Annotated in this window: 13 protein-coding genes; all 13 read right to left on the bottom strand. The window is 53.4% G+C overall.

Annotation, left to right across the window (positions count from 1 at the left end; genetic code table 11):
• Positions 1 to 1,830, bottom strand: a complete 1,830-nt coding sequence (glmS, locus tag ACTG39_RS05400; protein ID WP_439106517.1) for a glutamine--fructose-6-phosphate transaminase (isomerizing) — start codon at positions 1,828 to 1,830, stop codon at positions 1 to 3.
• A gap of 3 nt (positions 1,831 to 1,833) precedes the next feature.
• Positions 1,834 to 3,216: a bifunctional UDP-N-acetylglucosamine diphosphorylase/glucosamine-1-phosphate N-acetyltransferase GlmU gene (gene glmU / locus ACTG39_RS05405; RefSeq protein WP_439106518.1), complete on the bottom strand. Its 1,383-nt coding sequence runs from the start codon at positions 3,214 to 3,216 to the stop codon at positions 1,834 to 1,836.
• 235 nt (positions 3,217 to 3,451) lie between these two features.
• Positions 3,452 to 3,883 carry a F0F1 ATP synthase subunit epsilon gene (locus tag ACTG39_RS05410; protein ID WP_439106519.1) on the bottom strand — a complete coding sequence of 144 codons (432 nt, stop codon included), beginning with the start codon at positions 3,881 to 3,883 and terminating at the stop codon, positions 3,452 to 3,454.
• A 33-nt stretch (positions 3,884 to 3,916) separates the two neighbouring features.
• A complete protein-coding gene (gene atpD / locus ACTG39_RS05415; RefSeq protein WP_439106520.1) occupies positions 3,917 to 5,314 on the bottom strand; it encodes a F0F1 ATP synthase subunit beta in 1,398 nt (465 codons plus the stop codon).
• A gap of 17 nt (positions 5,315 to 5,331) precedes the next feature.
• On the bottom strand, positions 5,332 to 6,195 hold the full coding sequence (gene atpG / locus ACTG39_RS05420) for a F0F1 ATP synthase subunit gamma (RefSeq protein ID WP_439106521.1): 864 nt from the start codon (positions 6,193 to 6,195) through the stop codon (positions 5,332 to 5,334).
• A gap of 16 nt (positions 6,196 to 6,211) precedes the next feature.
• Positions 6,212 to 7,756, bottom strand: a complete 1,545-nt coding sequence (atpA, locus tag ACTG39_RS05425; protein WP_439106522.1) for a F0F1 ATP synthase subunit alpha — start codon at positions 7,754 to 7,756, stop codon at positions 6,212 to 6,214.
• A gap of 17 nt (positions 7,757 to 7,773) precedes the next feature.
• Positions 7,774 to 8,310, bottom strand: a complete 537-nt coding sequence (locus tag ACTG39_RS05430; protein WP_439106523.1) for a F0F1 ATP synthase subunit delta — start codon at positions 8,308 to 8,310, stop codon at positions 7,774 to 7,776.
• A gap of 9 nt (positions 8,311 to 8,319) precedes the next feature.
• A complete protein-coding gene (locus ACTG39_RS05435) occupies positions 8,320 to 8,790 on the bottom strand; it encodes a F0F1 ATP synthase subunit B (RefSeq protein WP_439106524.1) in 471 nt (156 codons plus the stop codon).
• 63 nt (positions 8,791 to 8,853) lie between these two features.
• On the bottom strand, positions 8,854 to 9,093 hold the full coding sequence (gene atpE, locus ACTG39_RS05440) for a F0F1 ATP synthase subunit C (RefSeq protein WP_008293388.1): 240 nt from the start codon (positions 9,091 to 9,093) through the stop codon (positions 8,854 to 8,856).
• Positions 9,094 to 9,168: 75 nt separating this feature from the next.
• Entirely contained in the window at positions 9,169 to 10,047 is an 879-nt protein-coding gene (gene atpB, locus ACTG39_RS05445) for a F0F1 ATP synthase subunit A (protein WP_439106525.1), read from the bottom strand.
• Positions 10,048 to 10,097: 50 nt separating this feature from the next.
• Entirely contained in the window at positions 10,098 to 10,538 is a 441-nt protein-coding gene (locus ACTG39_RS05450; protein ID WP_439106526.1) for an ATP synthase subunit I, read from the bottom strand.
• A 241-nt stretch (positions 10,539 to 10,779) separates the two neighbouring features.
• Positions 10,780 to 11,655 (bottom strand): ParB/RepB/Spo0J family partition protein, encoded by an 876-nt coding sequence (locus tag ACTG39_RS05455; RefSeq protein WP_439106527.1) that lies wholly within the window; start codon positions 11,653 to 11,655, stop codon positions 10,780 to 10,782.
• 2 nt (positions 11,656 to 11,657) lie between these two features.
• Entirely contained in the window at positions 11,658 to 12,455 is a 798-nt protein-coding gene (locus tag ACTG39_RS05460; RefSeq protein ID WP_439106528.1) for a ParA family protein, read from the bottom strand.
• Between the last annotated feature and the right edge of the window lie 27 nt (positions 12,456 to 12,482).

Raw genomic sequence — 12,482 nt, forward strand, 5'->3', positions numbered from 1 at the left:
TTACTCCACAGTCACCGACTTTGCCAGATTTCGGGGCTTATCTACGTCGGTGCCTTTTTGCAGTGCGACGTGGTAAGACAGTAGCTGTAACGCCACCGTGTAGATGACCGGCTGCAGTATCTCAGGCGTATGTGGCATAGCCAACACATGAACGCCGGGCTCATCTTTGAACCCTGCATCCACATCTGCAAATACATACAACTCACCGCCGCGGGAGCGAACTTCTTCCAGGTTCGACTTAAGCTTATCCAGCAGGTCGTCATTGGGAGCAACCGCCACAATGGGCATGTCCGCATCAACAAGTGCCAGCGGTCCGTGCTTCAGTTCACCGGCGGGGTACGCCTCGGCGTGAATATAGGAGATCTCCTTTAGCTTCAGCGCGCCTTCCATAGCGATGGGGTACTGAATACCGCGACCGAGAAACAAAGCATGGTGCTTCTGAATGAAGGACGCAGACATTGCTTCAATTTGTGGGTCAATTTTTAGGGTCTGCTTAACCAAATCTGGCAGTTGCGTAAGACCAGACACGAGTTGCTGTTCCCTTTCTGAACTTAAACCACGGTGACGACCCAGCGCCACGGCAAGCATCAAAAAGGCGACGAGCTGAGTGGTAAACGCTTTTGTAGACGCAACGCCAATCTCAATACCGGCGCGCGTCAAAAAGGCCATATCGCTCTCTCGAACCAGAGAACTGTTGTCCACGTTTGCAATCACAAGGCTCGCAATAAATTCATCGGGAGCCGCATGACGAAGCGCCGCCAGGGTGTCAGCGGTTTCACCGCTTTGTGAAATCGTGACCAGCAATGTACCTGGATGAGAAACACGCTTTCGATACCGAAACTCTGAAGCAACCTCGACCTGGCAGGGAATGCCCGCAATATCCTCGAGCCAGTAACGAGCCACAAGGCCTGCGTGATAACTTGTGCCGCAAGCAACGATTTGCACCGCTTTGGTTTTGGCAAAGGCCTCTGCAGCGCCTTCGCCAAACACACTGTCGTCAATTTTTTCTGCGGCGGCTTTTGCAAAGGTCGCTGCTAACGCATGCGGCTGCTCGTAAATCTCCTTGAGCATATAGTGCTCGAAATCGCCCAAATCGGCGTCTTCGATATCACCGGAAATTCGCTTCATCTCGCGCTGAACGGGCTCGCCCTCGCCATCATAAATGGCAAGCCCCGCGGCACTGCAAGCAACGAGGTCGCCTTCTTCCAGGTAGATAAATCGATCCGTCACCTGGCGAAGTGCCATGGTATCCGAGGCTAAAAAATGCTCCCCAATACCTACACCCACCACCAAGGGACTACCCGAACGTGCAGCGACAACCTCTTCTGGATTATTCGTATCAATCGCCGCAAGCGCATAAGCGCCCTCAAGGCGCGCCACCGTAGAACGCATAGCCTCAAGTAAAGTAGACCCTTCACTCACTGCCCTGTGTAGCAAGTGAACAATCACTTCGGTGTCGGTGGCCGAAACAAAGTCATAGCCTGAGTCGCATAGCTCGTCGCGCAGGGCTTTGTGATTTTCGATGATGCCATTGTGCACGACGGCAACCCGCTGCCCCGAAATATGCGGATGAGCGTTGGCTGCCGATGGCTGACCATGGGTTGCCCAACGCGTATGCGCGATACCAGTACAGCCCAGAATCGGGTTTAGTGTTTGTGCTTCTTCGAGGGCCGCCACCTTGCCTTGATACTTGTGCAGCTGCAGTCGCTGCTCGTTATCAATCAACGCCATCCCGGCAGAGTCGTAGCCGCGATACTCCAAACGTCTGAGGCCCTCAAGGAGAATTTCTGATACTTCACGCCGCGCCGTCGCAGCCACAATTCCACACATGGATCAGTCTCCTCGACCTTCGTTTTCGGCTTCTTCCGCTCGTTGCTTGGGTGTTAGCCAACCATCAATATTTCGCTGTTTGGCTCGAGACACACCCAAAGCGCTTTGGGGAACGTCCCGGGTCACCGTAGAACCGGCAGCCACAAAACCGCCATCGCCCACGTCCAAGGGGGCAACCAACGTACTGTTTGAGCCAATGAACACGCCATCCCCCAAGGCAGTCTTATACTTGTTAACGCCGTCGTAATTGCAGGTGATCGTCCCCGCACCGATGTTGACACCCGCACCCAGCTCCGCATCACCGACATAGCTCAGATGATTAACTTTGCTGCCCTCACCAATCTTCGACTTTTTGGTTTCGACAAAGTTTCCAATACGCGCGCCTTTTGCGAGGACCGTACCGGGTCGCAACCGCGCGTAAGGACCCACAGAGCACTCCGCAGCCACTTCGCTCTCATCGATATGGCTCATGGCGTGAATTTCACTTCCGGCACCGATAGCGCAGTTGGACAACACACAGTTAGGCCCTATGCGAACACCCGCACCGAGGGTGACCTCGCCCTCGAACACGCAGTTCACGTCGATAAACACATCTCGGCCACACTCCAAGCTACCGCGAACATCAATCCGGGTGGGGTCGACAAGAGAGACTCCCGCAATCATGAGATCGATGGCTGCTCTATGGCGATAGACCGCCTCCGCCTCTGCAAGCTGCACGCGATCATTGATGCCCATAACCTCGTTAGCGTCATTGGCGCGCAGCGCGGCAACGCAATGGCCCTCGCTGACCGCCATAGACAGTATGTCGGGTAAGTAATACTCCCCCTGGGCGTTCGCGTTACCCACCCGCGGCAAATACTCATTAAGCAGCGCGGCAGGATAGGCAAGCACTCCGGTATTAATTTCTGTGACGGCGCGCTGCTCTTCGCTCGCGTCTTTATGCTCAACCACTCCCAACAGCTGATCACCGCTATCACGCAGTACGCGGCCATAGCCGTCAGGATCATCAAGGTCTGCGGTAAGCAAAGCAGGGGCGTTATCTGTCAAATCCTGCAGCGTAGTGGCGCGCAGTAAGGGCACGTCCCCATACAAAACCAACACCGTAGAGTCAGCATCTACTCCGGGCATGGCCTGTAAAACCGCGTGGCCCGTGCCCAGCTGCTCTTCCTGCATGACCCACACCAGGTCTTTAGCATCCAAAGCGTCTCGAACCCGTTCTGAGCCATGCCCAACGACAACATGTATGCGCACAGGCAACAGCTTTCGCGCGCTATCGAGGACGTGTGCTAGGAGTGGTCGATTCGCGAGTGGATGCAGCACTTTGGGGAGATCGGAGCGCATTCGCGTTCCCTGACCCGCGGCCAGAATGATGACTTCAAGCTTCATGGAATAGAGCCCGGTTACCCGGCCTTAGTCAATAATCAGGCATACGATGGTACTGACTGACCGGTGCTTTACAACGCGACTAATACCGACTGGTTCACAACCTCGGTAGCCGCCCCAAATCCGAAACCCGCTAAGCAACACATCGGCGTTGATGCCGGGAAGTATCAAAACCACCATGGCATGAAACAAAAACCCCGGCATTGCCGGGGTTTCAGAGTAAACGTTTCAAAGAGACTTAGCTGCCACGACCCGCTCGGTTACGCATCTTACGCAGCGTAGCCAACTGTGCAGCCGCTTCTGCCAACTGCGAAGACGCTCGACCATAATCAAAGTCGCCTGTTTGATTAGCCAGAGCCTGTTCTGCTTCGCGTCGGGCTTCTTCCGCCGCGGCTTCGTCTACATCGTCAGCACGCATGGCCGTATCAGCGAGAACCGATACCACGCCGGGCTGTACTTCAAGGTAGCCGCCAGACACATAGTAAACCTGCTCTTCACCACTTTGCAGGGTAATCCGAATAGGCCCTGGAATCAGGGACGACAGCAATGGCGCGTGACCGTAGTTGACGCCCAGCTCGCCGACTTCGCCGGTTGCAACCAGCGACTCAATCAGACCGGAGAAGATTTCTTCCTCAGCACTGACGATGTCGCAATGGATAGTCATGGCCATACTTTCTACCTCTGGTTCTCAGCGAGTGGCGATTTACAGGTTCTTGGCTTTCTCGACGGCTTCGTCGATGCTGCCAACCATGTAAAACGCCTGCTCTGGCAGATGATCGTACTCGCCGGCCAGAATAGCGTTAAAGCCAGAGATCGTATCCTTCAAAGACACATACTTTCCGGGAGCACCGGTGAAGATCTCCGCCACGTGGAAAGGCTGTGACAGAAAACGCTCAATTTTACGAGCACGATCAACAGTTTGCTTGTCGTCCTCCGACAGCTCGTCCATACCCAAAATAGCGATAATGTCCTTGAGCTCTTTGTAACGCTGAAGAACGTTCTGGACGCCACGAGCAGCGTCGTAGTGCTCGTTACCAATCAGGAGCGGGTCCAGCTGACGGGACGTGGAGTCCAAAGGGTCTACCGCGGGGTAAATACCTTTCGCCGCAATGTCTCGCGACAGTACAACGGTGGAATCCAGGTGCGCAAAGGTCGTGGCAGGCGATGGGTCTGTCAGGTCATCGGCCGGTACGTATACCGCCTGGATTGACGTAATAGAACCGGTCTTTGTGGACGTAATACGTTCCTGAAGAGCACCCATTTCCTCAGCCAGTGTGGGCTGATAGCCCACGGCTGAAGGCATACGTCCCAGCAGTGCCGATACTTCGGTTCCCGCCAAGGTGTAACGGTAAATGTTATCGATAAACAGCAGAACGTCACGGCCCTCGTCACGGAACTTCTCTGCCATGGTCAAACCAGTAAGGGCAACACGGAGGCGGTTTCCGGGCGGCTCGTTCATCTGGCCGTAAACCATCGCTACCTTGGAGTTTGAGGGGTTCTCAATATCAACAACCTTGGACTCCTGCATCTCGTAGTAGAAGTCGTTACCTTCTCGAGTACGCTCACCCACACCCGCAAATACTGACAGTCCGGAGTGCTGCAGAGCGATGTTGTTAATCAACTCCATCATGTTGACGGTCTTACCAACACCCGCACCACCAAAGAGTCCGACCTTACCGCCTTTGGCGAAGGGACAAACCAGGTCGATTACCTTGATACCTGTTTCGAGGAGGTCATCAGAGGCTGAAAGCTCTTCGTAAGTAGGCGCAGCGCGGTGAATAGATGCGCGCTCCTGCTCACCGATAGGGCCGCGCTCATCGATAGGATTACCAAGCACGTCCATAATGCGACCCAGAGTCTCGCCTCCGACAGGAACCGCAATGGGTGCGCCTGTGTTAGCCACATCCAGTCCGCGGGACAGGCCCTCGGAGGAACCCATGGCAATCGTGCGAACCACACCATCACCAAGCTGCTGCTGAACTTCCAGAGTAATGTCTTTCTCTGTGATCTTCAGCGCGTCATAAACCTGCGGCACAGAATCGCGGGGAAATTCCACGTCGATTACCGCGCCGATGATCTGTACGACTCGTCCGCTACTCATGTGTGTTCCTCTTCTCTTTAACTGATAGCAGCCGCGCCACTTACGATCTCAGAAAGCTCTTGAGTAATCGCAGCCTGGCGGGCCTTGTTGTAAATCAACTGGAGTTCGTCAATGAGATCGCCAGCGTTATCGGTCGCGTTCTTCATTGCCAACATCCGGGCGGCTTGCTCACAAGCGGCATTTTCGATAACCGCCTGATAAACCTGAGACTCTATGTAACGAGTTAGCAAACCTTCCAAAAGGTCGCGCGCCTCGGGCTCATAGATATAGTCCCAGTGATGTTTCATTTCTTCACTGTCTTCTGCCTGCAGTGGAAGTATCTGCTCCACCGTCGGCGTTTGAGTCATCGTGTTCACAAACTCGTTGCTCACCAGGAAGAGGCGGTCGATCTTGCCTTCTTCGTAAGCATCGAGCATGGTTTTTACACCACCAATCAGGTCTTCCAGTGACGGCTCTTCGCCGATGTCGCGCGCTACGGCTATTACGTTACCGCCGTAGCTGTTGAAAAATGCAATCGCCTTGCTGCCTACAAGAGAGAGATCGATCTCTATGTCCTGATCGGCCCACTCTTTCATCGCTCGAATAGTGGCCTTGAACAAATTCATGTTCAGACCGCCGCACAGACCTCGATCAGTAGAGACGATGATGAAGCCAACGCGTTTGATCTCGCGCTCTTCCATGTATACGTGACGATACTCGGGTGCCGAGTTAGCGATGTGGCCTACAACGGAACGAATGCGGCGAGCGTAGGGCTTGCCGACTTCCATGCGGTCCTGCGCCTTGCGCATTTTACTCGCGGCGACCATTTCCATAGCACTGGTGATCTTCTGAGTACTTTGAATACTCGTGATCTTGGTGCGGATTTCTTTACCGGCTGCCATTAATGCGTCTCCGGACTCAGTAAGTCTGTGTAGACTTAAAGGTCTGAATCAGTGATTCGAAGGTACCCGCGATCTCGTCGTTGTAATCACCGGACTCGACAACCTTCTGCATAAGCTCGCCATGCTCGGCGTGTGCGTATGACAGCAGAGCAGATTCGAAGTCACCGATCTTCTCGACCTCTACATCCTTCAAATGCCCTTCGTTCGCGGCATACAAGACGAGACCCATTTCCGCGATGCTCTGCGGCGAGTACTGCTTTTGCTTCATGAGCTCGGTTACACGCTCCCCGTGATCCAGCTGAGCCTTGGTGGCATCATCGAGATCGGAAGCGAACTGCGAGAACGCCGCCAACTCACGATACTGTGCAAGTGCCGTACGAATACCACCCGACAGCTTTTTAATAACCTTGGTCTGAGCAGCACCACCCACTCGCGATACAGAAATACCTGCGTTCATCGCGGGACGAACGCCCGAGTTAAACATGTCTGTCTCGAGGAAGATCTGACCATCGGTAATGGAGATCACGTTGGTCGGTACGAAGGCCGATACATCCCCTGCCTGGGTTTCAATGACGGGCAACGCGGTCAGTGAGCCAGTTTTTCCCTTAACAGCCCCGTCCGTGAAATTCTCTACGTAGTCGGCATTTACACGGGCTGCGCGCTCCAAGAGACGTGAATGCAAATAGAACACGTCCCCTGGATAAGCTTCACGACCCGGTGGGCGACGAAGGAGGAGAGAAATTTGACGGTAGGCTACGGCTTGCTTACTCAGGTCATCGTAAATAATCAGGGCATCTTCGCCGCGGTCGCGGTAGTACTCGCCCATGGTGCAGCCTGCAAAGGGTGCCAGATACTGCATAGCCGCAGGATCCGATGCATTTGCGGCGACGACAATGGTGTGATCCATTGCGCCGTGTTCTTCAAGCTTGCGAACAACTGCTGCTACCGAAGACGTCTTCTGACCGACGGCGACGTAGACACACTTAATGCCCGTGCCTTTCTGGTTAATAATCGCGTCGACAGCAATTGCGGTCTTACCGATCTGGCGGTCTCCAATGATCAGCTCCCGCTGACCGCGACCGATAGGAACCATGGCATCAATCGCCTTGAGACCAATCTGTACTGGTTGATCAACTGACTGACGGGCAATAACACCCGGGGCAACCTTCTCGAGAGCGTCAGTTTCCGCCGCGTTGACAGGGCCCTTACCATCGATAGGCGTACCGAGCGCGTCAACAACACGACCCTGCAGCTCTGGTCCTACGGGGACTTCCAAAATTCGACCCGTGCAGCGGCAAGTCTGGCCTTCAGCCAAACCTTTATAGTCACCGAGGACAACGGCACCTACAGAATCACGCTCAAGGTTCAGTGCCATTCCATAGACACCACCATCAAACTCGATCATTTCGCCGTACATGACTTCGGTAAGACCGTGGATGCGGATAATGCCGTCCGTTACGGAGACAATCGTGCCGACGTTTCGCGCTTCGCTGCTGACGTCCAGCTGATCGATTCGCTGGCGAATCAGATCGCTTATTTCAGATGGGTTCAGTTGCTGCATGATCTGTTCCTCAAAAACTAGTTTGTCAGTGCTTCGGCCAGCTTGTTCAGCCGTCCCCGAACACTGCCATCAATAACCAGGTCGCCTGCGCGAATTAGTACGCCGCCCAAAAGACTACTGTCGATACTGGTGCTCACTACCACTTCGCGATCCAGACGCTTACCCAGGGCCTGCGCAATACGGTCTCTCACCGCATCCGGCACCTCAAAGGGCGACACCATCTCTACGTCGACACTTTGCTCGCGTTGAGCTTTTAGTTGTGCAAACTGCGTCAAAATGTTCGGCACCAGGCCCAGTCGACGGTTCTCCGCAAGCACATGCAAAAACCGTTTGCGGCTTTCTCCCAACTCATCACCCATCAGGGCGACAAAAGCATCCGCTTGCTTCTCGGTGGTCAGAGATGGGTCAGCAAGAAGGTCCTGGACGGCAGCATCAGATACCACAGCTGAAATAAGCTGCAGCTCCGTCAACCACTCATTGAGAGCGTTCTCTGTGCCGGCATATTCAAATGCTGCGCGGGCATAAGGTCGCGCAAGAGTACTGAGCTCAGCCATAAACCCGGCCTACAGCTCTGCGGCGAGCTTATCGACGATATCGGCGTGTGCCGACGCGTCTATGCTCGCGCCCAGTACCTTCTCTGCACCTACCAGAGAAAGCGCTGCGACCTGACTACGAAGTTGCTCTCGTGCCCGGTTACTCTCTTGTTCAATTTCAGCCTGCGCTGCCGCCTTCACGCGATCTGCCTCTGCCACAGCGGCATCTTTGGCTTCATCAACGATTTGAGTGGCTCTACGATTAGCTGCGTCAACGATACCTGCAGCTTCATCTTTGGCTTCTTTTAAGCGTTCAACAGCTTTCTCTTTGGCCAAATCAAGATCGTGGCTTGCCTTATCGGCAGCAGCCAGACCTTCAGAGATTTTCTGCTCACGCTCCTGCATCGCTGCCAGAATAGGCGGCCAAACGTACTTCATGCAGAAGACGACGAAGCCTACAAATGCCAGCATTTGCCCGATGAGGGTAAGGTTAATATTCACTACCTGCTCCTTGCGAAAACACGCGGACGGCGCGCGCCGTCATGGGATAAGTAATCCTGCGTATTAAGCCGCTGCACCAGGTGCAACAACAAAGATCAGGAACATAGCGATACCAACACCAATAATGGGGATAGCGTCTACCAGGCCAGCACCCAGGAAGAAGGTAGTTTGCAGCTTGGGAGCAAGCTCCGGCTGACGTGCAGAACCTTCGATCAGCTTACCGCCGAGAAGGCCTACGCCAATCGCAGCACCAAGACCGCCAAGGCCCATCATGATTGCAGCAGCAACGTAGATCAGTTCCATTGTTTTCTCCTAAAGTCTAAAAGTATCGAAAGTTACAAAAGTACGTGTGTTAATTGGTTCGTTTTAATCAGGTTCTTAGTGGTCTTCGTGGGCCATGCTCAGGTACACGATAGTCAGCACCATAAAGATGAAAGCTTGCAGCGTGATGACCAAAATATGGAAGATCGCCCAACCAACCTGCATAAGCGCGGCCGGCAACATCCAGGCAACGCCGGCACTGAACAGTGCAGCTATCAAAATAAAGATCATCTCACCGGCATACATGTTGCCGAAAAGTCGCAAGCCCAGTGAGAACGGCTTGGCCAGCAGACCGACCACTTCCATAAACAAGTTCACCGGGATAAACAAAGGGTGGTTAAACGGGTTCAGTGTGAGTTCTTTCACAAATCCGAAGCCCTTCACCTTAATGGAGTAGTAAAGCATCAGGATAAAGATGCCCACCGCCATACCCATAGTGATATTGGGGTCTGTTGACGGCACAATTTTTTGGTACTCAACACCAAACAACATCAATGTGTGCGGAATAAGGTCGACGGGTAACAGATCCATGAGGTTCATGAGAAAAACCCAAACAAAGATCGTTAATGCTAAGGGAGCCACCATAGGATTGCGGCCATGAAAAGTGTCTTTAACCGTGTTGTCGACAAAACCAACGACCATTTCTATGGCATTGGTCAATCCGGTGGGAACATCTGAAGAAGCTTTTTTGGCAATACTGCGAAACAACCAGCAGAACAATATTCCGAGACCAATAGACCAAATCATGGAATCAACATGGATAGCGTTGAAACCCATAGCAGATGCTTCTTCGCCGCCATGAGCCATAGTCCAGACACCGCCTTCCTGCACTGTGCTGCCATCATGACGATGGTAACCACCAGGAAGTTTTCCGTAGGTAAGATTCGTCAGGTGGTGGACGATATAGTCGGAAATTGTCTGAGATTCGCCTGCCATCTGTATCCTTGCCCTGCGCTCTTCCTATGACTTTCGTTTAGTTGTCGCCGTTATCTTGTTTTGCTGTTGCCATTATTAGAGGCAACCAAGAGACGAACACCATCTACTATCTGTACAACCCAAAACAATCCAAACCCCGCAAATACCAGACCCGGGTAGCTGGGTTTCAAAACCGCAAATACCAGCGCGAATGCTACTGCGCTTAATACCAGCTTTCCTACTTCGGCTGATAAACCCAGCCGGGCTGCTTGTCGCGCGCTTTGCCTGGCTGCTGCAGTAATCCGAACTGCAAAGTAAGCCTGGGGCAGCATCGCGCACATCGCGCCGCAAGCCAGAGACACCGCGCTGGGTAGTCCGGCCACCAAAAAGGTAATTGGCGCCAAAATAAACAGCAATATCACCTGGAAGAGGGTCGTCCGCAGGTAGTGCGGCCTAAGGGGCGTCTTACGCGCGGCCTGAACAGCCTTTTCACCCACCCTTTCTTGCGCCACTAAACGTACGTCCTGATTTGGGCGGCGCGCATTATAGAAGTTATACCTATCGCATTCAAGCGAAGGGGGCCCGTGTTTTCTGAAAAAACCCTTATGTCACATCGACTTGCGAAATAAGCCGTTAAGCGGGAAATCACCAAGCCAGGTCCAGAATTGCTTAAAAAACTCGATGTATGGGAAAAACACTACATCTAGATCAGCGCTTATCGATAAGAACTACATCTAGTAGCGAAAACTTTTCTTATTTTAGATGGGTCAGAATGCCGTCAAGCTCATCGAGACTACCGTACTTGACTACCAAAGTGCCCTTACCACTGGCGCTGTGCTGAATGCTCACCTTACTGCCCAGTTTTTGCGACAGTTCGTCCTGAAGACTGCGGATATTGGGGTCCAATGCCTTTGGTTCTGGCTTTGGTTTATCGCTTTGGAGGCTACGAACGAGTGCTTCGGCCTGACGAACCGACAAACCTTTGGCAACAACACGCCTGGCGATCTGTACCTGTTGCTCGGCATCAAGAGTCAACAAACAACGGGCATGTCCCATATCGAGGTCGCCGTGCTCAAGCAAGACACGCACATCTGGTTGCAAAGACGTCAGTCGAAGAAGGTTTGCGACGGCTGAGCGTGACTTACCCACAGCATCGGCGACCTGCTGCTGGGTCATCTCAAATTCATTCTGCAAACGTTCCAGCGCATAGGCCTCTTCAATGGGGTTGAGGTCTTCTCTTTGAATATTTTCGATGAGCGACATGGCGATGGTCGCCTCATCAGAAACGTTTCGGATTAAGACGGGAATGCTATCAAGTCCGGCCTGTTGCACAGCACGCCAGCGGCGCTCGCCCGCGATGATCTCAAAACGCTCGTTAGCAATGGGTCTGACGACGATGGGCTGCATAACACCTTGCGCCTTAATGCTGTCAGCAAGCTCTTGAAGGGCTACAGGATCAAAGTCACGCCTCGGTTGGTACTGGCCACGCTCTATCAGATCCACGGGTAGCTCCTGAAGGAGCCCTTTTTCATTGCTGCTTGCTTCGGCAAGAGGCGCCGCTTCGGGACGCTGACTGCCGGCCAAAAGCGCATCAAGCCCTTTGCCAAGACTGCGTCGTTTAGCCGCCATAACTACGCTCCCGAACCATTGTCAGATGAAAGAAGACGTTCCTCACGACGGATCATCTCGCCCGCAAGGGCCATGTAAGCGCGAGAACCCCGTGAATATTTATCGTAATGCATCGCCGGTACGCCGTGACTCGGCGCTTCGGCCAGGCGAACGTTGCGAGGAATGACCGTTCGATAAACCTTGTCGCCAAAGTGCTCATGGAGCTGACCGGACACCGCATTGGTCAGGCTGTTCCTGGGGTCGTACATAGTACGCAAAATACCCTCTACCTCTAGCCCGACATTAACGCTGGATTTCACCTGCTCTACGGTGTCCAGAAGTGCCGAAAGACCTTCCAGGGCAAAATACTCACACTGCATCGCGATAATCACACCGTCGGCAGCAACCAAACCATTTAGCGTCAACAAGTTCAGAGAAGGTGGACAATCAATGAGTATGTAATCGAAGTTGGACTGAACCAGCCCCAGAGCAGTGCGTAGACGCCTTTCACGACCATCCGCTTGTATGAGCTCAACTTCGGCCGCTGTCACATCGCCGTTCGCTGGAAGAACACTAAAACCACCCTCAGCGGCGGGTTGCATAGCTTCCTCAACGCTACAGGCGCCTACTAAAACATCATAACTACTGCGCTCAAGAGAATACTTGTCGACGCCACTACCCATACTGGCGTTACCCTGAGGATCGAGATCCACAAGAAGAACCCGTTTTCGCATAGCCGCCAGGGAAGCAGCCAGGTTAACGCAGGTGGTGGTTTTACCAACACCTCCTTTCTGGTTGGCAATAGCAATTATGCGAGCCAATTTAGTGCTCTCTCGTTAATCCAGGTA

This window comes from Congregibacter sp., assembly GCF_965662665.1.
Taxonomy (GTDB): domain Bacteria; phylum Pseudomonadota; class Gammaproteobacteria; order Pseudomonadales; family Halieaceae; genus Congregibacter.